Annotated in this window: 17 protein-coding genes; 13 read left to right on the top strand and 4 right to left on the bottom strand. The window is 71.8% G+C overall.

The features are described 5' to 3' along the window. Positions 1–66 precede the first annotated feature (66 nt). From ABIA36_RS16530 to ABIA36_RS16520, 3 genes are all read left to right on the top strand, one after another. Complete coding sequence (locus ABIA36_RS16530) at positions 67–1,962, top strand: hypothetical protein (RefSeq protein ID WP_369963622.1); 1,896 nt, start codon at positions 67–69, stop codon at positions 1,960–1,962. 39 nt (positions 1,963–2,001) lie between these two features. Beyond that, positions 2,002–2,982 carry a tetratricopeptide repeat protein gene (locus ABIA36_RS16525; RefSeq protein ID WP_369963621.1) on the top strand — a complete coding sequence of 327 codons (981 nt, stop codon included), beginning with the start codon at positions 2,002–2,004 and terminating at the stop codon, positions 2,980–2,982. A gap of 72 nt (positions 2,983–3,054) precedes the next feature. Then, positions 3,055–3,840, top strand: coding sequence for an SDR family oxidoreductase (locus ABIA36_RS16520; protein WP_369963620.1), 786 nt, complete (start codon positions 3,055–3,057; stop codon positions 3,838–3,840). Here the strand turns inward: ABIA36_RS16520 and glgB are convergent. Both glgB and ABIA36_RS16510 read right to left on the bottom strand, forming a co-directional pair. Further along, positions 3,824–6,031: a 1,4-alpha-glucan branching protein GlgB gene (gene glgB, locus ABIA36_RS16515; RefSeq protein ID WP_369963619.1), complete on the bottom strand. Its 2,208-nt coding sequence runs from the start codon at positions 6,029–6,031 to the stop codon at positions 3,824–3,826. The genes ABIA36_RS16520 and glgB overlap by 17 nt on opposite strands. After that, positions 6,028–8,097, bottom strand: coding sequence for an alpha-1,4-glucan--maltose-1-phosphate maltosyltransferase (locus ABIA36_RS16510; protein WP_369963618.1), 2,070 nt, complete (start codon positions 8,095–8,097; stop codon positions 6,028–6,030). Before ABIA36_RS16510 ends, glgB begins: the two co-directional genes overlap by 4 nt. Before the next feature lie 82 nt (positions 8,098–8,179). On the opposite strand from ABIA36_RS16510, the gene glgP reads away from it, so the two are divergent. Then, entirely contained in the window at positions 8,180–10,747 is a 2,568-nt protein-coding gene (gene glgP, locus ABIA36_RS16505; protein WP_369963617.1) for an alpha-glucan family phosphorylase, read from the top strand. 69 nt (positions 10,748–10,816) lie between these two features. Here glgP and ybaK read toward each other — a convergent pair whose 3' ends face one another. Next, complete coding sequence (gene ybaK, locus ABIA36_RS16500) at positions 10,817–11,305, bottom strand: Cys-tRNA(Pro) deacylase (RefSeq protein WP_369963616.1); 489 nt, start codon at positions 11,303–11,305, stop codon at positions 10,817–10,819. Next, complete coding sequence (gene glgX / locus ABIA36_RS16495; protein WP_369963615.1) at positions 11,305–13,404, bottom strand: glycogen debranching protein GlgX; 2,100 nt, start codon at positions 13,402–13,404, stop codon at positions 11,305–11,307. Before glgX ends, ybaK begins: the two co-directional genes overlap by 1 nt. 48 nt (positions 13,405–13,452) lie before the next feature. On the opposite strand from glgX, the gene ABIA36_RS16490 reads away from it, so the two are divergent. The 9 genes from ABIA36_RS16490 to ABIA36_RS16450 all read left to right on the top strand — a co-directional run bounded on the left by ABIA36_RS16490 (position 13,453) and on the right by ABIA36_RS16450 (position 24,852). Then, a complete protein-coding gene (locus ABIA36_RS16490) occupies positions 13,453–14,655 on the top strand; it encodes a cysteine desulfurase family protein (RefSeq protein WP_369963614.1) in 1,203 nt (400 codons plus the stop codon). A 9-nt stretch (positions 14,656–14,664) separates the two neighbouring features. Next, positions 14,665–15,765 (top strand): tRNA 2-thiouridine(34) synthase MnmA, encoded by a 1,101-nt coding sequence (mnmA, locus tag ABIA36_RS16485; protein WP_369963613.1) that lies wholly within the window; start codon positions 14,665–14,667, stop codon positions 15,763–15,765. 240 nt (positions 15,766–16,005) lie between these two features. Beyond that, complete coding sequence (gene ligA / locus ABIA36_RS16480) at positions 16,006–18,288, top strand: NAD-dependent DNA ligase LigA (protein ID WP_369963612.1); 2,283 nt, start codon at positions 16,006–16,008, stop codon at positions 18,286–18,288. A 154-nt stretch (positions 18,289–18,442) separates the two neighbouring features. Beyond that, positions 18,443–19,756, top strand: a complete 1,314-nt coding sequence (locus ABIA36_RS16475; RefSeq protein WP_369963611.1) for an alpha/beta hydrolase — start codon at positions 18,443–18,445, stop codon at positions 19,754–19,756. 92 nt (positions 19,757–19,848) lie between these two features. Continuing rightward, on the top strand, positions 19,849–20,145 hold the full coding sequence (gene gatC, locus ABIA36_RS16470; RefSeq protein WP_185277619.1) for an Asp-tRNA(Asn)/Glu-tRNA(Gln) amidotransferase subunit GatC: 297 nt from the start codon (positions 19,849–19,851) through the stop codon (positions 20,143–20,145). A 2-nt stretch (positions 20,146–20,147) separates the two neighbouring features. Then, on the top strand, positions 20,148–21,695 hold the full coding sequence (gatA, locus tag ABIA36_RS16465) for an Asp-tRNA(Asn)/Glu-tRNA(Gln) amidotransferase subunit GatA (protein WP_369963610.1): 1,548 nt from the start codon (positions 20,148–20,150) through the stop codon (positions 21,693–21,695). Continuing rightward, positions 21,695–23,194 carry an Asp-tRNA(Asn)/Glu-tRNA(Gln) amidotransferase subunit GatB gene (gatB, locus tag ABIA36_RS16460; protein ID WP_369963609.1) on the top strand — a complete coding sequence of 500 codons (1,500 nt, stop codon included), beginning with the start codon at positions 21,695–21,697 and terminating at the stop codon, positions 23,192–23,194. Before gatA ends, gatB begins: the two co-directional genes overlap by 1 nt. A gap of 168 nt (positions 23,195–23,362) precedes the next feature. Next, entirely contained in the window at positions 23,363–23,938 is a 576-nt protein-coding gene (locus ABIA36_RS16455) for a YbaK/EbsC family protein (protein ID WP_369963608.1), read from the top strand. After that, positions 23,935–24,852 (top strand): oxygenase MpaB family protein, encoded by a 918-nt coding sequence (locus ABIA36_RS16450; protein ID WP_369963607.1) that lies wholly within the window; start codon positions 23,935–23,937, stop codon positions 24,850–24,852. The genes ABIA36_RS16455 and ABIA36_RS16450 overlap by 4 nt, the downstream gene beginning before the upstream one ends. The last annotated feature ends 20 nt before the right edge of the window (positions 24,853–24,872 follow it).

Below are 24,872 nucleotides of genomic sequence, written 5' to 3'. Positions count from 1 at the left end.
TCTCAGGGTGCTCCACTATCGTTGTGTGACCGTGCCCGCCCCCCGTCCGGCACTGAGGAGTTCTCTTTGCGTTTCGTACTGGCCATCGTCGCGTTCGTGGTCGCCGCCGTCATGATCGTGGCCGGCATCGCCCAGCGCACGGTCTTCGCACCCCCGTCGCAGCTCACCGCTGCGGCGATCGTCCCCGGCGACGCCCGCTACGTCGTCATCGACAGCTCGGTGCTGAACGCCCACCCCGGGCAGCAGACGCTCACCCTCTCCGGCTCGAAGAACCCCAAGACGCAGATGGTCGCCTACGGCCGCACCGCCGACGTGAAGGCGTGGCTGGCCGACCAGAAGTACGCGACCATCTCCTACCGCGCGGGCGACACCGCGCCGACGGTGAAGACCGTGACCCCGAAGCCCGCATCGACAGGTTCTACGGGCTCGACCGGCTCGGCCTCCACGGCGACGCCCGTCCCCACGGCCACGCCGACGCCCGCCCCGACCGGCTCAGGCGCGTCGCAGGCCGCCACCCCCGGCCCGAACCCGGCCGGCTCCGACCTCTGGCTCGACGAGTACGACGGCCAGGACGCCCAGGTCACCAAGATGAACGTCCCGTCCGGCGTCAGCGTCATCGTCGCCGGCGACGGGACCACCCCCGCCCCGAACAAGATCCTCCTGACCTGGCCGGTCGACACCAGCACGCCGTGGGCGTTCCCGCTCATCATCGGCGGTCTCGTGCTCCTGGTGATCGGCATCGCGCTCTACCTGTGGGGGCTCTACACCCACCGCAGGTCGCGCGGGCCACGGCGCAAGAGCGGACCCAAGATGCCGAAACTCCCCAAAGCCCCCAAATACAAGCCGACCGCGTCGATCGAGGCCACCCCGCGCGGACGCCGGGCGAGCCGCCGCACGCGCGTGATGGCGCCGGCCCTGCTCGCGGGCGTCCTCGCCCTGACCGGCACCGGTGCGGGCGCCGCCTTCGCCGAGACGTCGACACCGACGGCCACGCCGACGCCGGCCCCGACCACGACGAGCGCCCCGAACGACAACTCCCCGGCTCCCGCCGTGACGGCGCCGCAGCTCGAGCGCATCATCAAGCGGATCTCGGTCGCCGCGGCCAACGCGGACGCCAAGAACGACCCGAACTTGGCCAAGCTGCGCTTCGCCGGTCCCGCCCTCCAGCTCCGCGACGCCAACTACACGATCCGCCTGAAGAAGGCCGACCAGCCACCGCTTCCCGCCATCCCCGCCGGACCGCTCGAGCTCTCGCTGCCGCAGGCGACCGAGAGCTGGCCGCGGACCGTGACGGCCGTCGTCAAGATGCCGAACGACGCCACCGGCAAGCCGCAGGCCCCGCTCGCGCTCGCCCTCGTGCAGCCGACTCCGCGCGACAACTACATGGTGGAGTACGCCATCGCGCTCGAGCCGAACGTCAAGGTGCCGAACCTGGCTCCGGCGAGCATCGGCGCCGCGGTGGTGCCGCCGGACTCCAAGCTGCTCAAGATCCAGCCCGACCAGGTGGCGGCCGCGTACGGCGACATCCTGCTGAACGGCGAGAAGAGCAAGTGGTACTCCAGCTTCGACCTCACCGACGACAAGCTCGTCGCGCAGGTCGGCGCCTCCTGGAAGCAGCAGGAGCAGGCCAGGCTCGCCCAGCAGTTCGGCCAGACCTCCACGCTCACCTTCGCCGGCCGGGTCGGCCCTGGCCCGGTCATCTCGATGGCGACCAACGACTCCGGCGCCATCGTCTGGGTCAACCCGGAGGAAGTCCAGCTCCACAAGGTGACGGAGGCCGGCGCGCAGGTCATCGCGGGCGCCACCACGGCGGCGCTCAGCGGGGTCGCGCAGTCCAACACCGGCATCGAGTCGGTCTACGGCTACCAGCTCGCGTTCTACGTGCCCCCGGCGGGCTCGAACGAGAAGGTGCGGCTGCTCGGCTTCGCCCAGGGGCTGGTCTCCGCCCGCGAGGTGCAGTGACCCGCATCCCGTGCGGGACCGCGCAGTAGGCTTGATCGCATGAGTCAGCTTCCGCCCAATCCGACCAACCTCCGCGGCGCCGTGGACCTGAGCGGCCTGGTGAACCGGCCGCCGGCCGGGCAGGGCGACGCGGGCGGCGCCGGCGCCGGCGGCGCGACCACCGGCGAGCCGATCGAGCTGCCCAGCCTGTTCTTCCAGGGCACCGACGCGAACTTCAACGACTTCATCGACCTGTCGATGCGCATCCCGGTCGTGGTCGCGCTCACGGCCTCCTGGGCCGACCCGGACCGCGCGCTCGCGACGGTCCTCGACCGTGTCACGAACGACCTCGCGGGCCGGATCGTGCTCGTCCAGGTCGATGTGGACGCGAACCCGCAGCTCGTGCAGGCCTTCCAGACGCAGTCCGTGCCCGCGGTGGCCGGCATCGTCTCGGGCCGGCCCGTGCAGCTCTTCACCGGCGCGCTGCCGGAGGACCAGGTCCGCGACGTGATCGCCCAGCTCCTCGAGCTCGCCGCGCAGAACGGGGTCACCGGCACGGCGCTGGTCGACGCCGCTGCGGGGGAGGCGCCGGAGGCGGAGGCCGACGCGCCCGCGCCGGAGCCGCCGCTGCCCCCGCTGCACGCCGAGGCGTACGACGCGATCGACCGCGGCGACTACCCTGCCGCCATCGCCGCCTACAAGACCGCGATCGCGCAGGACCCGCGCGATCAGATGGCGGTCGCCGGTCTCGCGCAGGTGAGCCTGCTGGCGCGTCTGGCCGGCCGCACGCTGGACGAGATCCGAAACGCCGCGGCCGCGGCGCCCCACGACCCCGACGCTCAGCTCGCCGTGGCCGACCTCGACCTCTCCGGCGGCCACGTGGACGACGCGTTCGACCGGCTGCTCACCCTGTTCCCCACGCTCGACGCGGAGGGCAAGGAGGCCGTGCGCGCCCGCATCCTGGAGTACTTCGAGATCGTCGGCGTGGACGACCCCCGCGTCGGCAAGGCGAGGGCTAGGCTGGCGTCGTTGCTCTACTGACGCGCGCCCTCCAGTCTCGAGGGTCCGGCTGCGCGGAGCAGCTGACATCCCCCTAGCCTGGAAGGCTCGCGCATGTCCCGTGTGCTCGTCGTCGGTGGGACCGGTCTCGCCGGTCGCGCCGTCACCGCTGAGGCCGTCGCGCGCGGCCACCAGGTCGTGGTCGCCGCCCGGCGCACGCCCGACGACGACGCTCCCGCGTACGTCGACGGGGCGGCCTACGTGACGGCCGACCTCGTAACGGGCGACGGGCTCGAGGAGGCGGTGGACGGCGCGGACGTGCTCATCGACGCGAGCAACGCCGGCGGTCGGCGCGCGTCGTACGTGTTCGCGCACGGCTCCCGCAACCTCCTGCACACCGCCGCACGCTACGGCGTCGGCCGGGCGGTGCTGCTCTCCATCGCGGGCATCGACGGCGCGCGCTACCCGTACTACCGGTCGAAGCTGGTGCAGGAGAGCGTCTACCTCGAATCTCCGCTGGAGGTCAGGATCGTGCGCGCGACGCAGTTCCACGACTTCGTCACCTCGGTGTTCGAGCGCGGCCGCCGGTTCGGCACGCTGACGGCGCCCTCCGGCACCCGGTTCCAGCCCATCGCGGTGGCCGACGTGGCGCGCGTCCTGGTGGACGCGGCCGAAGGTGCCGGCGAGCCGGGCTCCACCCGCACGGTGGGCGGCCCGCAGGTGGAGAGCGCGCGTGCGCTCGCCCGGCAGTGGAAGGACGCCACCGGCACCCGCCGCCCGATCCTGTCGGTCCGACTGACCGGCCCGCTCGGCTCGGCCTGGCGGGCGGGGCGGCACCTCGCGCCGGAGTACGCGGTGCAGGGCACCGCGTACTCCGCCTGGGTTATCGGCGAGGCTTGAGGTAGAGCGCTCCGAGCGGCGGCAGCGTGACCACCGCGGAGGCCGGCCGGCCCATCCACGGCTCGTCATGCGCCGTGACGCCGCCGAAGTTGCCGACGCCCGAGCCGCCGAAGTCCTCGGCGTCCGTGTTGAGGAGCTCCTCCCACTCGCCGGCGAACGGCAGGCCGACCCGGTAGTCGACGTGCGGAGCGCCCGAGAAGTTCAGCAGCACCGCGATCGGCGAGCCGTCGCGGTCCTTGCGCAGGAACGCCAGGACGTTGCCCGCCGCGTCCGAGCCGTCCAGCCACTCGAAGCCGCGCGGGTCGTTGTCGAGCGACCAGAGCTGCGGGTTGTCGCGGTAGACGACGTTGAGCTGGGCGACGAGGTTCCAGAGCCCGCGGTGGCTCGGCTGGTCGAGCATCCACCAGTCGAGGCCGCGCTCCTCGCTCCACTCGGAGTACTGCCCGAACTCCTGCCCCATGAACAGGAGCTGCTTGCCCGGGTGCGCCCACATGAACGACAGGAAGATGCGCACGTTGGCGAGCTGCTGCCAGTGGTCGCCCGGCATCTTGCCGATCAGCGAGCCCTTTCCGTGCACGACCTCGTCGTGGCTGATCGGCAGCAGGAAGTTCTCGCTCCAGGCGTAGACGAAGGAGAACGTGATCTCGCTGTGGTGGTAGCTGCGCCACATCGGGTTCTCCTGGATGTACTGGAGCGCGTCGTGCATCCAGCCCATGTTCCACTTGAGCCCGAAGCCGAGGCCGCCCGAGGAGGTCGGCGCGGTCACTCCGGCGTAGCTCGTGGACTCCTCGGCGATCATCACCGTGCCGGGGTTCCGCTTGTAGGAGGTGGCGGTGACCTCCTGCAGGAAGCCGATCGCCTCCAGGTTCTCGCGGCCGCCGTGGATGTTCGGCTCCCACTCGCCCTCGTTGCGCGAGTAGTCGAGGTAGAGCATCGAGGCGACGGCGTCGACCCGGAGGCCGTCGACGTGGAACTCCTCCAGCCAGTAGAGCGCGTTGGCGACCAGGAAGTTGCGCACCTGGGAGTTGCCGTAGTCGAAGATGTACGTGCCCCAGTCCTTGTGCTCGCCGCGACGGGGGTCGGAGTGCTCGTAGAGCGGCTGCCCGTCGAAGCGGGCCAGCGCCCAGTCGTCCTTGGGGAAGTGCCCGGGCACCCAGTCCATGATGACGCCGATGCCGGCCTGGTGGAGGCGGTCGATCAGGTACTTGAGGTCGTCGGGGGAGCCGAACCGGCTGGTCGGAGCGTAGTAGCCGGTCACCTGGTAGCCCCACGAGCCGCCGAACGGGTGCTCGGCGAGCGGCAGGAACTCGACGTGCGTGTAGCCGAGCGCGCCGACGTAGTCGATGAGCTGGTCGGCTCCCTCCCGGTAGCCGAGTCCCGGCCGCCAGCTCCCGAAGTGCAGCTCGTAGACGCTCATCGGACCGGAGTGCGGGTCGGTGGCGGCGCGGCGCGTCATCCAGGCGTCGTCCTCCCACTCGTGCCGGCTGACCGTGACGACCGAGGCCGTGTTCGGCGGGGTCTCGGCGGCCTGCGCCATCGGGTCGATCTTGCGGACCCACTCGCCGTTCGCGCCGAGCAGGTCGAACTTGTAGATCGAGCCCTCGCCGAGCCCGGGAACGAACAGCTCCCAGACGCCGGAGGTGCCCATGTTGCGCATCGCGTGGAGGGTGCCGTCCCAGCCGTTGAAGTCGCCGACGACGCGGACAGCGCGGGCGTGCGGCGCCCACACCGTGAACGCCGTGCCGGTCACCCCGCCGAGGTCGCGGAGGTGCGCGCCGAGGGCGGTCCAGAGCTGCTCGTGCCTGCCCTCCCGGATCAGGTGGAGGTCGAGCTCGCCGATCGTGGGCAGGAAGCGGTACGGGTCGTCCGTGGTCCAGGTGCTGCCGCCGGCGTAGCGGGCCTCCAGCTCGTAGGCGCCGGGGCCGACGATGTCGACGCCCTGCCAGATGCCGTGGCCGAGGTGGGCGAGCTCGATGTGCGCTCCGGTCGGCAGGATGGCGAAGACCGCCTCGGCCAGCGGGCGCAGCGCACGGATGACGGTGATCGGGTCCTCCACGCCCGCCGCGGCGACCTGGTGCTGGCCGAGCACCGAGTGCGGGTCGTGGTAGCTGCCGGCGGCGACGGCGCGCAGGACGCCGTCGTCGAGGGCGGGCAGGTCGACGGCGGCAGCGCCCTCGGGGATCGGGGTCATCGGGTGGCCTCCAACGGCTTGACGGTCAGGATGTGCACGGGCTCGGTGAACGCGTCGAGACGCACGTAGGCGTCGGAGCCCCAGGTCCAGCGCTGGCCGGTGACGAGGTCGCGCACCTCGAACTGCGCGCCAGGCTCGATGCCGAACGCCGTGACATCGAGGTGCACCATCGTCTCGCGCACCGAGTGCGGGTCGACGTTGGCGACGACGAGCACCGCGTCGGGCTTCCCGCTGCGGGTGAACTCGCCGGCCAGGTACTTCGAGTAGACGAGGATCGAGTCGTCCTCGCTGGTGTGGACGCGCAGGTTGCGGAGCTGGCGGAGCGCCGGGTGCTCGCTGCGCGCGCGGTTGAGCATGGTCAGGTAGGGGGCGAGCGAGCGGCCGAGCGCCACCGCGCGGGCGTAGTCGCGCGGCCGGTACTCGTACTTCTCGTTGTCGATGTACTCCTCGGCGCCCGGCCGGGCGACGTTCTCGTACAGCTCGAAGCCGGAGTAGACGCCCCAGGTCGGCGCCGCGGTCGCCGCGATGGCCGCGCGGATCTTGAAGGCGGCCGGTCCGCCGAACTGGAGGTACTCGGTGAGGATGTCCGGGGTGTTGACGAACAGGTTCGGCCGCAGGAAGTCGGCGGTCTCCGTCGCGAGCCCGCTCAGGAACTCCTCCAGCTCCTCCTTGGTGTTGCGCCAGGTGAAGTACGTGTACGACTGCTGGAACCCGGCCTTCGCCAGCGTGTGCAGCAGCGCGGGCCGGGTGAACGCCTCGGCGAGGAACACCACGTCCGGGTCGGTCTCGTTGACGGTGTGGATCAGCCACTCCCAGAAGTGCAGCGGCTTGGTGTGCGGGTTGTCGACCCGGAAGATCCGCACACCGAGCGACATCCAGTGCCGGACGATCCGCAGCACCTCGGCGCGGAGGCCGTCGTAGTCGTTGTCGAAGTTGATCGGGTAGATGTCCTGGTACTTCTTCGGCGGATTCTCCGCGTACGCGATCGTCCCGTCCGGGAGGGTGGTGAACCACTCCGGGTGCGTCGTGACCCAGGGGTGGTCCGGGGAGGCCTGCAGGGCGAGGTCGAGGGCGATCTCCAGGCCCGCCTGCTTGGCCTTGCCGAGGAAGAAGACGAAGTCCTTCTCGGTGCCGAGGTCCGGGTGGATGGCGTCGTGGCCGCCCTCCGCAGCCCCGATCGCCCACGGCGAGCCCGGGTCGTTCGGCCCCGCGTCGAGGGAGTTGTTCGGTCCCTTGCGGAAGGTGCGGCCGATCGGGTGGATCGGCGGGAGGTACACCACGTCGAAGCCCATCGCCGCGACCTCCGGGAGGCGTTTGGCGGCGGTGCGGAAGGTGCCGGACTGCCAGGAGCCGTCCGCCAGGCGCTTGGCGCCCTCCGACCGCGGGAAGAACTCGTACCAGCTCCCGACCCCGGCGCGGGTGCGCTCCACGAGGACGGCGCGCGTCGGCGAGAGCGACGGCAGGGCGACAACGGGCCGCTGGGTGAGGATGCGCCGGATGCGGTCGTCCACGGCGGCCTGGAAGCGCTCGTCCACGCCGCGTTCGGTGTCGCCGACGACCCGCGCGGCCTCGGACAGGTGGCGGCGCTCTGCGGTGCTGCGGCGCTTGTCGGCGGCGGCCCGCTCCAACAGCTCGCGGCCCATCGTCAGCATCAGCTCGACGTCGACGCCGGCCGGAACCTTGAGCTCGGCGTTGTGCCGCCAGGTCGCATACTCGTCGGCGTAGGCCTGGACGCGGTAGCGCCAGAGGCCCTCCTCCTCGAGCTGCACCTCGACGCCCCAGCGGTCCGTGCCCGGCTCGAGCGGGCGCATGTGGTGCTCGGTCTGCACGCCAGACGGGTCGAGCAGGATCAGGTCGACGCCGATCCGGTCGTGCCCCTCCCGGAAGGCCGTCGCCCGGAACGGGACGACCTCCCCGCTGAAGGCCGATGCCGCCCAGTGGCCCTCGTCCACCTGGGGGGAGAGGCCGAGGATCGGGATCCGGGGGAGCAGGGGATCGTACTCGGCGGGTGCCGGCGCCTCCGGTGCCGCGGCGGCTGATGTTTTGGTCGCTGCGCTCTTTGCCACATGCCGACCGTACACTCATTCCCACTTTCGTCATGAGCCCTCATTAACACTCCGGTCACGAGGCCCGTCTATGCTCATGCGAGTGAAGGCCATCCGTAGATTCACCGTCCGCGCAGTCCTCCCCGACAACCTCTCCGCATTGGAGGAGATCGCCGGCAACCTCCGTTGGTCGTGGCACGAGCCGACCAAGGAGCTGTTCGCCCGCATCTCTCCGGAGCTCTGGCAGGAGGTCGAGCACGATCCGATCGCGCTGCTCGGCTCCGTCGATCCGGCCCGGCTCGCCGAGCTCGCCGCCGATCCGGGCTACGTCGACTGGGCGAACCACGTCAGGGATGAGTTGCGCGCCTACATCCGCGAGCCGCGCTGGTACCAGTCGCTCGACGGGTCGGCGCCGGCTTCCATCGCGTACTTCTCGCCCGAGTTCGGGATCGCGGCGGCACTGCCGCAGTACTCCGGCGGCCTCGGCATCCTCGCCGGCGACCACCTCAAGGCCGCCAGCGACCTGGGCGCCCCGCTGGTCGCGGTCGGGCTGTTCTACCGATCCGGCTACTTCGCGCAGGCGATCACGCCGGACGGCTGGCAGGTCGAGAGCTATCCGGCGCTCGACCCGGACGGTCTCCCGCTCAGCGTCCTCCGCGACCCCGACGGGGCGCCGGTCCAGATCACGCTCGCCCTCCCCGCCGGCGAGCTGCGCGCCCGGGTGTGGCAGGCGGCCGTCGGTCGGGTGACCCTGCTGCTGCTGGACACCGACATCCCCGACAACGACGAGAGCCTGCGGTCGGTGACCGACCGGCTCTACGGCGGAGGCGGCGAGCACCGCCTGCTGCAGGAGCTGCTGCTCGGCATCGGCGGCGTCCGGGCCGTCAAAGCGTGGACCGAGCTCACCGGGGCCCCCGAGGCGGAGGTGTTCCACACCAACGAAGGCCACGCCGGCTTCCTCGGCCTGGAGCGGATCTCAGACCTGATCGGCGAGGGGCTCACCTTCGACGAGGCCCTCCAGGTGGTGCGCGCCGGCACGGTGTTCACCACGCACACGCCCGTTCCCGCCGGCATCGACCGGTTCGACCGGCCGCTGGTCGAGCGCTACTTCTCCACGGCGCTGCTCCCGGGCGTCGAGCCGGCCCAGGTGCTCGCGCTCGGCGCGGAGGACTACCCGGGCGGCTCCGACGCCGTGTTCAACATGGCGGTCATGGGCCTGCGCCTCGGCCAGCACGCCAACGGCGTCTCGCGCCTGCACGGGGAGGTCAGCCGCCAGATGTTCGGCGGCCTGTTCCCCGGGTTCGACAGCACGGAGGTGCCGATCGACTCGGTCACCAACGGCGTCCACGCACCCACCTGGACCGACCCGATCCTCCGCGCGCTCGCCGTGGAGCGGCTCGGCACCGACGACACCACGCACGCCGACTGGGCGAACTCCGGCGCGGTGAGCGACCTCGACCTGTGGAGCGTGCGGACCCGCATGCGCGAGCAGCTCGTCAGGGACGCCCGGCGTCGCGTCGCCGCGGCGTGGGAGGCGCAGAACCCGGGCGGCATCGCGCCGCTCTGGATCAGCGACCTCCTCGACCCGAACGTGCTCACCATCGGCTTCGCCCGGCGGGTGCCGACCTACAAGCGCCTCACGCTGATGCTGCACGACCCCGAGCGGCTGAAGAACATCCTGCTGCACGCGGAGCGCCCGGTGCAGTTCGTGATCGCGGGCAAGTCGCACCCGGCCGACGACGAGGGCAAGCGGCTCATCCAGAAGCTCGTGCAGTTCGCCTCCGAGCCGGAGATCCGCTCGCGAATGGTGTTCCTGCCGGACTACGACATCGGGATGGCGCAGCTCCTCTACCCGGGCACCGACGTCTGGCTGAACAACCCGCTGCGCCCGCTGGAGGCCTGCGGCACCTCTGGCATGAAGGCGGCGCTGAACGGCGGGCTCAACCTGTCCATCCTCGACGGCTGGTGGAACGAGTTCTACGACGGCGAGAACGGCTGGGCCATCCCGTCGGCCGACGCCGCGGGCGACGGCGCCGAGCGCGACGCGCTGGAGGCCGAGGCGATGTACGACCTGATCGAGCACCAGATCGCACCGCGGTTCTACGATCGCGACGGCGACGGCGTGCCCTCCACCTGGGTCGGCCAGATCCGGCACACGCTCGCGACGCTGTCCTCCCCGCTGAGCGCGGAGCGGATGGTGCGCGAGTACGTGGAGCGGCTCTACATGCCCGCCGCCGCCAACGAGAAGCGGCTGAGCGCCGACGACTACCGCGCCGCACGCGAGCTCGCCGCCTGGAAGGCGCGGGTGCGATCCGCGTGGCCCGGCGTGAACGTGGCCCACGTCGACGCGGGCGGCCTCGACGCCGTGCCGCAGGTCGGCGACCAGCTCCGGGTGCGCGCGCTCGTGCACCTGAACGGCCTGCGCCCGGAGGACGTGGAGGTGCAGCTCGTCTACGGCCGCAGCTACGACGGCGAGGACCTCACCGGCGTGCACTACGAGCGCCTGACGCTCGACCAGGCCATCCCGGGCGCCGACCCCTCGGTCGCGCACGAGTTCTCCGGCGGCGTGACGCTCACCTGGGCCGGCTCGTTCGGCTACACCGTGCGCGTGGTGCCGGTCAACGACCTCCTGCTGTCGCCGGCCGAGATGGGGCTCGTCGCGGCCGCCTGAGCATCGACCTGGCAGGACACGCCGCCTCGGACCGTGCCGAGACGGCGTGTCCTGCCAGGTCGTTTCCCGTTACTTGGCGATCGCCGCGAAGCTGGCGTTCGTCGCGGCCTGGAGGTCGGCGGGCGCGAGCTCGAGGTCGAGGCCGCGGCGGCCTCCCGACACGAACACCCTGTCGTAGAGCTGCGCGGTCTCGTCCACGACCGTGATGTGCCGGGTCTTCTGGCCGATGGGGGAGATGCCGCCCACGACGTAGCCCGTGCGGCGCTCGGCGACGACCGGGTCGGCCATGACCGCGCGCTTCGCGCCCACCGCCGCGGCGAGCGCCTTGAGGTCGAGCATCCCGGTCACCGGCACGACGCCGACCACGAGCCCAACCTCGGTGTCCGCCAGCAGGGTCTTGAACACCCGGTCCGGTTCGACGCCCAGCGCGTCGGCGGCCTCCAGGCCATAGGACGGCGCAGCGGGGTCGTGCTCGTAGGCGTGCACCGCGAACGGGATGGCCGCGGCGCCGAGCGCGACCGTGGCCGGCGTGCCCGCCGAGGCCGGACGTCTCGCCATCAGGCCGTCCCGCCCGCCGTCTCGACGCGCGGCCCGTTCGCCCGGTAGAGCTGCATCGAGGTGCCGCCCACCAGGCGCTTGCTGCCGGGTGGGAGTTCGACGCCGTCCTCCAGGATCGGCACCTCGGTCGCGCTGTCCCAGAGGAGCTGGTACGACTCAACGCCCGGCGCGACCGGGAGTGAGACCTCCACGTCGTCCTCGACGCCGTGCACGATGAGCAGCACGCGATTGAACGCCTCCTTGTCGGGCGTGGAGGCCGCCAGGTACTGCAGGGTGCGGTTCTCGGGGGAGTTCCAGTCCTCGTCGTCCATGAGGGCGCCGGTGGCGTCGTACCAGTCCATGTGGCTGGCGTTGGGCGTGGTCTGGCCGTAGACGGCGAACCGGCTCGGCCGCAGCGCCGGGTTGTCGCGGCGCAGCTCCAGGAGGCGGCGGGTGGTGTCGAGCATCTCCCGCTGCTCGCGGGTGCGCAGCCAGCTCATCCAGGTGAGCTCGCTGTCCTGGCAGTAGGCGTTGTTGTTGCCGCGCTGGCTGCGGCCGAACTCGTCGCCGGCGGTGATCATCGGGACGCCCGCGGAGAGCAGCAGCGTGCCCATCAGGTTGCGCATCGCCTTGTGCCGGTCGAGCAGCACGTGCTCGTCCAGGGTCGGGCCCTCCGCGCCGTGGTTGAACGACCGGTTGTTGTCGGTGCCGTCGCGGTTGTCCTCGCCGTTGCCGAGGTTGTGCTTGACGTTGTACGCGGTGAGGTCGGCCATCGTGAAGCCGTCGTGCGCCGTGATGAAGTTGATGGAGGCCAGCGGGCCGCGCTCGGGGGAGAACGTGTTGGAGGATCCCGCGAGCCGGGTGGCGAAGCCGCCGATGCCGATCGGCGCCTGGCCATTCCGCCGGGCTTCCGCGATGTCGGCCAGCCAGAAGTTGCGGACTCGGTCGCGGTAGCGGTCGTTCCACTCCGACCAGCCGTCCCTGCCGTCCCGCCCGCCGGGGAAGTTGCCGGTCTGCCAGCCGCCGATCCCGACGTCCCAGGGCTCGGCGATGAGCTTCACGTCGGCGAGCACCGGATCGCTCAGCATGTCGTTGATGAGCGGGTGGTCGCGGCTGTAGGAGGCGTCCTCCCCGCGGCCCAGCGTGACGGCGAGGTCGAACCGGAACCCGTCGATCTGCACCTCCTGCGCCCAGTAGCGCAGCGAGTCGAGCACCAGGCGCTGCGGGACGGGATGCCCGAAGTTCACGGTGTTGCCGCAGCCGGTGACGTCGATGTAGACGCCGTTCGCGTCCTGCCGGTAGTAGGTGGCGTTGTCGATGCCGCGGAAACTGGTCCGGGGGCCGCCGATGCCCTCCTCTGCGGTGTGGTTGTAGACCACGTCGAGAATCACCTCGATGCCCGCCTCGTGCAGCAGCTTCACCATCCCCTTGAACTCCACCAGCACGGCCTCCGGACCGGCGGCCTGGGCGGCGCGCGTGGCGTACGGGGCGTGCGGGCTGAAGAAGTTCAGGCTGTTGTAGCCCCAGTAGTTGGTCAGGCCCTCGCGGATCAGCCGCTGCTCGGAGGTGAACGCGTGCACCGGGAGCAGCTCCACGGCGGTGATGCCGAGCTGCTTCAGGTAGGCGATCGTGGACTCGTGCGCGAGGCCCGCGTAGGTGCCGCGCAGCTCCTCGGGCACGTCGGGGTTCTGCCGGCTGATGCCGCGCACGTGCGCCTCGTACACGACGGTGTGATCCAGCGGGGTGCCGGGCTTCCGGGAGTCGCCCCAGTCGAAGCCGTCGGAGACGACGGTCGAGCGCCACTCCTCGGGGCCGACCCGGGTGAGGCCCTTGGCGTACGGGTCCATCAGCAGCGTCTCCGGGTTGAATGTGTTCTGCGGGCCGGACGGGCCGGAGACGTTGATGGCGTAGAGGCTGCCGACCTGCAGGCTCCGCGAGCGGCCCATCCACACGTCGTTGGCGTCGCGGTGCATCTCGACGGTCTTCACCCGCCAGTCCGGGTCCTTCGGATCGAAGAGGCAGAACTGCATAGCGTCGGCGTTGGCCGAGTACACCCGCAGCTCGCCGCCGTGCGGGCCGATGCGTACACCCAGGTTGCGCAGAGGATCGACGGGGCTCATGCGATCTAGAGTAGGACCACACCGCGCCGCACCCGTTAGGAGGCTTCGGTGGCCGTCTACCTCGACCACGCCGCCACGACCCCGATGCGCCCGGAGGCGATCGCCGCCTTCACGGACGCGCTGGGGCTCGTCGGCAACCCGTCCAGCATCCACAGCCAGGGCCAGCAGGCCAAGCGGATGCTGGAGGAGGCGCGGGAAGCCGTCGCGTCGACCCTGGGCTGCGACCCGATCGAGGTCGTCTTCACCTCGGGCGGCACGGAGGCGATCAACCTCGCGATCAAGGGGATCTACTGGGCGCGGGGAGGCGCGGTTCGCTCCCGCATCCTCGTGCCGGGCGGCGAGCACCACGCGACGGTCGACGCGGTGGAGTGGCTGGAGCGCGCCGAGGGGGCGTGCGCGCAGTGGCTGCCGCTCGACACGGAGGGGCGAGTCCTGCCGGGCGTCGTCGCGGACGCACTGGCGTCGCCCTCGGATGTCGCGCTGCTGACCTTCCTGGCCGTGAACAACGAGGTGGGCACCATCCAGCCGGTCGCCTCGCTTGCTGCGCTCGCCCGATCCGCCGAAGTCCCCGTGCACGTGGACGCGGTCGCGGCCTACGGCCACCTGCCGCTGTCGTTCTCCTCGCTCGGCGTCGACGCCCTCAGCGTCTCGGCGCACAAGATCGGGGGACCGGTCGGGATCGGCGCCCTCGTCCTCGGGCGGCGCTCGGCGGTCGTGCCGCTCATCCACGGCGGCGGGCAGCAGCGTCAGGTCCGCAGCGGCACCCAGGACGTCGCAGCGGCCGTCGCGTTCGCGGCGGCGGCGCTCGCCGCGGAGGCCGAGCGGGAAGACGAGGCGCGCCGGCTCGCCGGGCTGCGCGACCGGCTGATCCGCGGGGTACGGGAGGCCGTGCCCGAGGCTGTGCTGAGCGGGCCGTCGCCGGACGGCGGCGAGCGGGTGGCCTCCAACGCGCACTTCGTCTTTCCCGGCGCGCAGGGCGACTCGCTGCTCTTCCTGCTCGACCTCGCCGGGCTCTCGGTGTCCACCGGCGCGGCCTGCACCGCGGGCATCCCGGAGCCGTCGCACGTGCTGCTGGCGGTGGGGCGCAGCGAGCCGGAGGCCCGGAGCGCGCTGCGGTTCACGCTGGGGCGTACGTCCACCGAGGCCGACGTGGACGCGCTGCTCGCGGCGCTCCCCGGCGCGTACGCGCAGGCGGCGCGGGCGGGGCTGGCCGAGCGGACGCCCGGGAGCCGCTCAGCCGCCACGGCGTAGACTCCTCTGGTGCGAGTTCTGGCAGCGATGAGCGGTGGCGTCGATTCCGCCGTGGCCGCCGCGCGCGCCGTGGAGGCCGGTCACGACGTCGTCGGTGTGCATCTGGCGCTCAGCCGGATGCCGGGTACGCTCCGCACCGGCAGCCGCGGCTGCTGCACCATCGAGGACTCGATGGACGCCCAGCGCGCCGCGAACATCATCGGCATCCCGTACTACGTCTGGGACTTCTCGGAGCGATTCAAGCTCGACGTCGTGGACGACTTCATCGCCGAGTACTCGGCCGGCCGCACACCCAACCCGTGCATGCGCTGCAACGAGCGGATCAAGTTCGCCGCGCTGCTGGAGAAGGCGCTCGACCTCGGCTTCGACGCCGTGTGCACCGGGCACTACGCCACCATCCTGACCGACGCCGACGGCAACCGCGAACTGCACAGGGCGAGCGCGTGGGCCAAGGACCAGTCCTACGTGCTGGGCGTGCTCACCGCCGACCAGCTCGCGCACGCGATGTTCCCGCTCGGCGCGACCCCCTCCAAGGCGGAGGTGCGTGCGGAGGCGGCCGCCCGCGGGCTGAGCGTGGCCAACAAGCCGGACTCGCACGACATCTGCTTTATCCCCGACGGCGATACGCGCGGCTGGCTGGCCGAGCACGTCGGCGCGGCGGAGGGCGACATCCTCGACCGCGAGGGCAACCGCCTCGGCTCGCACGAGGGCGCGCACGCCTACACGGTGGGCCAGCGCAAGGGCCTCAACATCGGCTATCCGTCGCCGGACGGCCGCCCGCGCTTCGTGCTGGAGGTCCGGCCGAAGGACAACACGGTGGTGGTCGGCCCGAAGGAGGCGCTCGACATCGCGGAGATCGCGGGCTCGCGCTTCACCTGGGCCGGGCAGCCTCCGGTCTCGCCGGAGACGCCGTTCGCGTGCGAGGTGCAGATCCGCGCCCACGCCGACCCCGTGCCCGCCGTGGCCCAGGTCCGCGACGGCGAGTTGGTCGTCCGCCCCGACGAGCCGCTGAACGGCGTCGCCCCCGGCCAGACGGCCGTCGTCTACGTCGGCACCCGCGTCCTCGGCCAGACCACCATCGACCGCACCGTCTCCGCCGTCCCCGTCTGACCCGTCGGCAACGGAGGACATCCGGTCGCGCCCCCGGCGTGTCGGCAGCTACCGGAGGACATCCGCCCGGATCTGGCCCCGATCTCCTCCGTTCGCCGCGGGTCGGGCGCGCGTCGGTAGCGGAGGAGATGCGGACGGATCGGCGGCCGAAGCCCTCCGTTAGGCGGCTTCGTGCGGCGTGTCGTGGCGGGACCCCTCCGTTGCCGTCACGGCGTCGGTGGGGGTGAATATGCTTGCTGGGTGGCGATCGAGACGAGCGAGCAGACCCCGGAGCCGGAGCAGACGGCGGACGCCGTCGAGGCACGCGCGGAGGCCCAGGACCTGACCACGCGCATCCTCGAGCTGCGCGACGCGTATTACGAGCGCGACACCGTGCTCGTCAGCGACGACGAGTACGACCGCATGCTGCGGCGCCTGGAGGAGCTGGAGCGACTGCACCCCGAGGTGCAGAGCCAGGACAGCCCCACCCAGACCGTCGGCGGCCGCGCCCAGACGACACTCTTCGCACCCGTGCAGCACGCCGAGCGCATGCTGAGCCTCGACAACGTGTTCTCGCTGGAGGAGTTCGAGGCGTGGGCCGCGCGCGTGGAGCGCGACGCCGGCCGCCGGGTCGACTACCTCTGCGAGCTGAAGATCGACGGTCTCGCCATCAACCTCCGCTACGAGAACGGCGTGCTCGTCACGGCGGCCACCCGCGGCGACGGCGTCGTGGGGGAGGACGTCACCGAGAACATCCGGCAGATCCCCGCCATCCCGCAGCGGCTGGCAGGTGACGGGCCGTTCCCGCCGCTGGTGGAGGTGCGCGGCGAGGTGTTCTTCCCCGTCGCCCAGTTCGACGAGCTGAACGCCCACCAGCAGGAGGCCGGCGAGCGCGTCTTCGCGAACGCACGGAACGCCGCCAGCGGCTCGCTGCGGCAGAAGGCCGAGGGCAAGAACCCCGCCCAGCTCGCGCTCATGCGCGACCGGCTGCGCCGCCTGCACATGCTCGTGCACGGCATCGGCGCCTGGGCGAACCCGCCGGTCGACGCGCAGTCGAAGGTCTACGAGCTGCTGAAGTCGTGGGGCCTGCCGACCTCCACCCACTACCGGGTGCTCGGCACGGTCGCCGAGGTGGACGACTTCATCCGCTACTACGGCGAGCACCGCGGCAGCGTGGAGCACGAGATCGACGGCATCGTCATCAAGGTGGACGAGCTCGCCCTCCACGACGAGCTGGGCGCGACCTCCCGGGCGCCGCGCTGGGCGATCGCCTACAAGTACCCGCCGGAGCAGGTCAACACCAAGCTGCTCGACATCGTCGTCAGTGTCGGCCGCACCGGCCGTGCGACGCCGTTCGCGGTCATGGAGAAGGTGCGCGTCGCCGGCTCCGAGGTGCGCCAGGCGACGCTGCACAACCAGGAGGTCGTGAAGGCGAAGGGCGTCCTGATCGGCGACACAGTCGTGCTGCGCAAGGCGGGCGACGTCATCCCCGAGGTGCTCGGCCCGGTGGTCGAGCTGCGCGACGGCACCGAACGCCCCTTCGTCATGCCGGAGAACTGCCCGGAGTGCGGCACCAAGCTGGCACCGGCCAAGGAGGGCGACATCGACCTCCGCTGCCCGAACGCCGAGTTCTGCCCGGCGCAGGTGCGCGGCCGTGTCGAGCACATCGGCTCGCGCGGCGGCCTCGACATCGAGGCGCTGGGGGAGGTCGCGGCCGCCGCACTCACCCAGCCGCGGTTCCCGAAGACGCCGCCGCTGCCGACCGAGGCCGGGCTGTTCGGGCTGACCGTGCGGGAGCTGTTCCCGATCGAGGTCGTCGTCCGCGACTCCGAGACCGGCCTGCCCAAGCTCACCGACTCCGGCGCCGAGAAGGTGGACACACCGTTCCGCCGTCGTCGGCAGAAGAAGGACGGACCGTTCCACCCCGATACCGCGGAGTTCGACGGCGACGAGCTGTACGTCCCGTCGAAGAACGCCCTGGAGCTGATCGCCAACCTGGCCGCAGCGCGCACCAAGCCGCTCTGGCGCATCCTCGTCTCGCTCAACATCCGGCACGTCGGCCCGGTCGCCGCTCGCGCTCTGGCCGACCACTTCGGGTCGCTCGACGCCATCCGCGGCGCCTCCCGCGAGGAGCTCGCCGCGGTCGACGGCGTCGGCGGCATCATCGCCGACGCCGTGCTCGCCTGGTTCGAGGTGGACTGGCACCGGGAGATCATCGAGCGCTGGGCCGCTGACGGCGTGCAGTTCGCGACGCCCGGTCACGCGGGCCCCGGCGCGCAGGCGGAGGCGGGCGGCGTCCTCTCCGGGCTGACCGTGGTCGCCACCGGCTCGCTGGAGGGTTTCACCCGGGAGGGCGCGCAGGAGTCGATCATCGCCGCCGGCGGGAAGGCGGCCTCCAGCGTGTCCAAGAAGACCGACTTCGTCGCCGCGGGGCCGGGTGCGGGGTCCAAGCTCGCGAAGGCGGAAGAGCTCGGGGTGCGGGTCATCGACGCCGCCCAGTTCGCGATCCTTGTAGAAAAGGGTCCCTCCGCCCTCGAAAACTAGTCCGCCACTCTGTGGACAGACCACAAGTTATCCCCCTGAATCGGGGGTAGAACGTCCATCCGTCCACCCCCCGGATGCGGCTAGAGTCGTGGTGTGCGCTCGCCCGGTGCACGCAAGGGCTTAGCTCGCTCGCTCTCGGAGGGACCCGGACGGAGTGCTGGTCGGCTTTGCAGCAGCTTCCATCGTCACCTCGGTCATCACAGGACTGACCGGGGCCGTCACCACGCCTGCCGACACTGCCCAGGCGGCATCCCTCGCGGCGGTCGCCCAGCCGTTGCCCGCGGCCATCGGCGACGCGCCGGCCAGTTCCGGCCCGGCGGGAGCGGCGGTCTCCGGCCCCGGCACCGCGGCCGTCTTCGGCTCCATCCGCGCGGTCGACCCCGCTGCGCTGCCCGGTTTCCTCGGCGCGCACGCTTCCGACCTGAACCGGATGCTGATCGACCCGCCGGCGGCGAGCGACGTCAGCCAGCTCTGGAAGCTCCTCGACCCGGCCCGGCAGGCCGCCCTCCTGAAGTTCGCGCCGCACGTGATCGGCAACCTCGAGGGCGTCCCGTACGCTGTCCGCGGCAAGGCGAACGTGCTCGACCTCGACCGCACCATCGCAGCAGCCAAGCACGACCTGCGCACCCAGCGCGGCAAGACCGAGCGGGTCGCCCTCAAGCGCCAGCTCACCACCCTCGGCAACGTGCAGACGGCGCTGAAGAAGAAGGGCGGCGGCGCCCGCACCCTGGTCGCGCTCGACACCTCGGCCGACGCCAGGGCCGCGATCGTCGTCGGCGACCTCCGCACGGCGCGCTACGTGAGCGTGCTCGTCCCCGGCATGTACATGTCGGTGGGCGAGCAGGTGGTGAGCTGGGCCGGCGTCGCCCAGAACCTCTACTCCCAGGAGACCGGCTTCCTCAAGCGCTTCGCCGGCGCGCGGCCCCACAGCGCGACCCCGGGAGTGGCGGTCGTGGCGTGGATCGGCTACCAGACCCCGGTGCTGACCAACATCGGCGGCATGGACCTCGCGCGGCAGGGCGCCGACAGCCTGGAGCGCACGCTGATCGGCCTCCAGTCGCTGCGCCAGTCCGACCCGCCGTACGTGAGCGTGCTCGCGCACTCGTACGGGTCGACCGCCGCCCTCCTCGCCCTGGAGAAGGGCACCGTCACGGTGGACGCGCTCGCGCTGATGGGGTCGCCCGGCTCCGACGCGCAGTCGGTGCACGGGCTCGGGGTCCGCGACGGCAACGTGTACGTCGGCAAGGCGTCGATGGACCCGATCGTCGACAGCGCCTTCTTCGGCAGCGACCCGGGGGCGCCCTCCTACGGTGCGAAGAAGATGGGCGTCGACGGCGCGACCGACCCGATCACCCACCAGAGCCTCGCCGGCTCGAGCGGCCACAACGAGTACTTCACGACCGGGACCGAGTGCCTGCGCAACCTCGCGCTCATCGGCATCGACCGCGGCGATCTCGTCCTGAGCTGACGGCGGCAGGGCGGGCCCTCCTGGGCGGGCGCGGGCATGCTCGGTCACCCTAGAATTGACTCAGCCCACCGACGACACCATCACGGAGACGCATGTCCGAAATCAGCGCAGAACAGGTCGCGCACCTGGCGAATCTCGCCAGGATCGACCTCAGCCCGGAAGAGATCGAGAGCCTCACCAGCGAGCTCGGCCAGATCGTCGAGGCGGTCGCCAAGGTGCAGGAGGTCGCCGGTCCCGACGTCCCCGCGACCAGCCACCCGCTCCCGCTCACCAATGTGTTCCGGTCCGATGAGGTGCGCCCGTCGCTGACCGTCGAGCAGGCGCTCTCCGGAGCCCCCGAGCGCGAAGGCGACCGGTTCAAGGTCGCCACCATCCTGGACGAGGAGTAAGCATGACGGACCTGACCCGGCTCCCCGCCGCCGCCCTCGCCGAGCTGCTCGCCGCGCGCGAGGTCTCCTCGGTGGAGGCCACCCGCGCCCACCTCGACCGCATCGAGTCGGTCGACGCCGACGTGCATGCGTTCCTCCATGTCGCGGGCGAGAACGCCGTGCGCACCGCCGCCGAGATCGACGGCCGCCGGGCCGCGGGCGACCCGCTCGGGCCGCTCGCCGGCGTCCCGGTCGCGATCAAGGACGTGCTCGCCACCCACGACATGCCGTCGACCTCCGGCTCGCGCATCCTCGAGGGCTGGATCCCGCCGTACGACGCCACGGTCGTCCGCAAGCTGCGCGACGCCGACCTGGTGCCGCTCGGCAAGACCAACATGGACGAGTTCGCGATGGGCTCCTCCACCGAGCACTCCGCCTACGGCCCCACGCGCAACCCGTGGGACCTGGAGCGCATCCCCGGCGGCTCCGGCGGAGGCTCGGCCGCGGCCGTCGCCGCCTTCGAGGCGCCGTTCGCCCTCGGCTCGGACACCGGCGGCTCGATCCGCCAGCCCGCCGCCGTCACCGGTTCGGTGGGCGTGAAGCCGACCTACGGAGGCGTCAGCCGCTACGGCGCGATCGCGCTGGCGAGCTCGCTCGACCAGGTGGGCCCGGTCTCCCGCAGCGTGCTCGACGCGGGCCTGCTTCACGACGTGATCGCCGGCCACGACCCGTTCGACTCCACCTCGCTGACCGACACCTGGCCGTCGATGGCCGAGGCGGCGCGTGCGGGCCTGCGCGACGGCGCCCTGAAGGGCGTGCGCGTCGGCGTCGTCCGCGAGCTGAACGGCGAGGGCTTCCAGGCCGGCGTCAAGCAGCGCTTCGTCGAGGCGCTGGCGCTCCTGGAGGGCGCGGGCGCCGAGATCGTGGAGGTCGAGGCCCCGAGCTTCGAGTACGCGGTCGCCGCCTACTACCTCATCCTCCCGGCCGAGGCGTCCAGCAACCTGGCGCGCTTCGACTCGGTGCGCTTCGGCCTGCGGGTGAACCCGGAGGACGGCCCCGTCACCGTCGAGCGCGTGATGGCCGCGACCCGCGACGCCGGCTTCGGCCCCGAGGTCAAGCGCCGCATCATCCTCGGCACCTACGCCCTGAGCGCCGGTTATTACGACGCCTACTACGGCTCGGCGCAGAAGGTCCGCACGCTCATCCAGCGCGACTTCTCGGCCGCGTTCGAGAAGGTGGATGTGCTGGTCAGCCCGAGCGCGCCGACCACGGCGTTCAAGTTCGGCGAGAAGCTGGCCGATCCGATGGCGATGTACCTCAACGACATCACCACCATCCCGGCGAACCTGGCGGGCGTGCCGGGCATGGGCCTGCCGATCGGCCTCGCGCCGGAGGACGGCCTCCCCGTCGGCATCCAGCTCATGACGCCGGCGCGCGCCGACGCCCGGCTCTACACCATCGGCGCCGCCCTGGAGCGGCTCCTTGAGGAGCAGTGGGGCGGCAGCCTGCTGAGCCAGGCACCGGACCTGTCGGCCACCGAGATGTTCGCGAGCGAAGAGGGAGCGGTCTGATGGCCAAAGCCGACCTGATGGATTACGACAAGGCCCTCGAGCTGTTCGAGCCGGTGCTCGGCTTCGAGGTGCACGTCGAGCTGAACACCGCGACCAAGATGTTCTGCGGCTGCGCGAACGAGTTCGGCTCGGGCGCCAACACGAACACCTGCCCGACCTGCCTGGGCCTCCCCGGCGGTCTGCCGCAGGTCAACGAGAAGGCGATCGAGTCGAGCATCCGCCTCGGCCTGGCGCTCGGCTGCGACATCGCCGAGTCGAGCCGGTTCGCGCGGAAGAACTACTTCTACCCTGACCTGGCGAAGGACTTCCAGACCTCGCAGTACGACGAGCCGATCGCTCACGACGGCGTCGTCACCATCGAACTGGAGAGCGGCCGCGAGCTGACCATCCAGATCGAGCGCGCGCACATGGAGGAGGACGCCGGCAAGCTGACGCACGTCGGCGGCGCCACCGGCCGCATCCAGGGCGCCGACTACTCGCTGGTCGACTTCAACCGCGGCGGCGTGCCCCTGGTCGAGATCGTCACCAAGATGATCGAGGGCGCGGAGGCCGACGCTCCGGAGGTCGGCCGCACCTACGTGCGGGCGATCCGCGACCTGGTGAAGGCGCTCGGCGTCTCCAACGCGCGCATGGAGGAAGGCAACGTGCGCTGCGACGCGAACGTGTCGCTCCGCCGCCGCGGCTCGTCCGAGCTCGGCACCCGCACCGAGACCAAGAACGTCAACTCGCTGCGCGCGATCGAGCGCGCGGTCCGCTACGAGATCCAGCGCCAGGCGGCGATCCTCGACGCCGGCGGCACGATCACGCAGGAGACCCGGCACTGGCACGAGGACACCGGCACCACCTCCGCCGGCCGGCCGAAGTCCGACGCCGACGACTACCGGTACTTCCCGGAGCCGGACCTCGTTCCCGTCGCACCGAGCCGGGAGTGGGTCGAGGAACTGCGCGGCACGCTGCCCGAGGCTCCCGCCGCGCGCCGCAAGCGCCTGACCGCCGAGTGGGGCTTCACCGCGCTGGAGTTCCAGGACGTCGACAACGCCGAGCTGCTGGACGAGCTGGAGGCGACCATCGCCGCCGGCGCCACTCCCGCTGCCGCCCGCAAGTGGTGGACCGGCGAGATCGCGCGCCTCGCGAACGCGCAGGGCGTCCCGGCCGGCACGCTGGTCAGCCCGCAGCACGTCGCCGAGCTGGCCGCCCTGGTCGAGGCGGGCACCCTCACCGACCGCCTGGCCCGCCAGGTGTTGGAGGGCGTCATCGCCGGGGAGGGCGCGCCGCAGGAGGTCGTCGACGCCCGCGGGCTCGCGGTCGTCTCCGACGACGGCGCGCTGATCGCGGCGATCGACGAGGCGCTGGCGGCCCAGCCGGACGTGCTGGAGAAGATCCGCGACGGCAAGGTCCAGGCCGCGGGCGCGGTCATCGGCGCCGTCATGAAGGCCATGAAAGGCCAGGCCGACGCCGCCCGCGTCCGCGAGCTGGTGCTGGAGCGCGCCTCCCAGTGAGCCTCTTTCGTGCCGAATGTCGCCTCCAGCCGCGCCAGACGCGACATTCGGCACGAAATAGCGTGGTTCCCGCGCGTCGAGATTCGTGACGAATGTCGCGAATAGCGGCGCGATACCCCACATTCGTGGCGAATGTCGGGAGCGCCCGCCGCGCGCTAGCGTGGGGGTATGGGCGTTTTCACTCTCGGCGGGCTGACCACCGCCCCGGCCTCCTCCCGTACCGACCTGCTGGCGCCGGCCACGCTCGACGCGCTGACCGGGCTCGGCTGGCTCGACGAGGTCGGCGTGGTCGAGATCGACCCGGACGTGTCCGACACGGCCGCCACGCAGGAGCGGTTCGGCCTGGAGGCCGAGACCCTCGCCAACTGCGTCGTGGTCGGCGGCAAGCGCGAGGGCGCGGAGCGGATCGCCGCGTGCGTCGTGCTCGCCACCACGCGCGCCGACGTCAACAACACCGTGAAGCGCCTCCTGGACGTGCGCAAGGCGTCCTTCCTGCCGATGGAGCGCGCCGTCGAGCTGACCGGCATGGAGTACGGCGGCATCACCCCGATCGGCCTGCCGGCCGCGTGGCCGCTGCTCATCGACTCCCGGGTCGTGGCCGACGGTGTCGTGGTCATCATCGGCTCCGGGGTGCGCCGCTCCAAGATCCTGCTGCCCGGGAGACTGCTGGGCGAGCTGCCGTCGGCGCAGGTGATCGACGGGCTCGGCCACGCTGTGCCATCCGAGGCCGGCGCATCACGATGACCGGAGCACCCGTCGACCGCCTGCTCGGCCCGGTGCGCTCGCACCTGGTCGAGACGCTGTCGGGGCGCTCCGACCGGGTTCCGAGCTGGGTGCTCCGGCTGGAGGACGGCGAGGACGAAGGGTTCTTCCCGCCCGGCGGCGCCGCGTGGACCGTGCACGGCGGGATGCCGACGCTCGTCGCGGGAGTCCGCGCCCTGCTGCTGCAGGCCCTGCACCCGGGTGCGCTCGCGGGCGTCCGCGAGCACTCCCGCTACCGCGAGGACCCGTTGGGGCGGCTGGCCGGCACCATCCAGTGGATCCACACCGTCACCTTCGGCAGCCGCGGCCAGGCCGTCGCCGGCTCCGAGCTGGTCAAGACGCTGCACGAGCGGGTGCGCGGCAGCTACGTGGACGGGCACGGAGTCACCCGGCCGTACACCGCGAACGACCCCGACCTCGCCGAGTGGGTGCACCTGGCCTTCACCGACGCCTTCCTCAGCGCGCACGAACGCTGGGGGTCCCCGATCCCGGGCGGCGCGGACGGGTACGTGAGCGAGTGGGCGACCGCGGCGGAGCTGATGGGCGTCGACGACCCGCCGCGCACCGCCGCCGACCTGCGTGCCCGCATCGACGCGGTGACCGACGCGGGGGAGCTGCGCGGCGGCCCCGACGTGGAGGAGATCGTGCGCTTCATCCGGCGCGCACCGCTACGCTGGACGCTGCGGCCGTCCTACCGGGTGCTGTTCCGCGCGGCGGTCTCCACCCTGGAGCCGCGGCACCGAGCGCTGCTCGGACTGCCGGTCGCCGACCGGCTGCCGATCCACCGCGCGACGGCCGTCGTGCTCGGGGGAGCGCAGGTGCTGCTGGGGCCGCAGACGCAGGCGGAGCTGGCGGCGCGGCGGCGGCTGGCACTGCTCGCGGCGACGGGAGGCTGACCGGCGCGCAGAACGGTTCG

It is taken from the genome of Leifsonia sp. EB34 (assembly GCF_041260585.1).
Taxonomy (GTDB): domain Bacteria; phylum Actinomycetota; class Actinomycetes; order Actinomycetales; family Microbacteriaceae; genus Leifsonia.
Note: the sequence above shows the minus strand (reverse complement) of the source record. Positions and strands in the feature narration are given on the sequence as shown.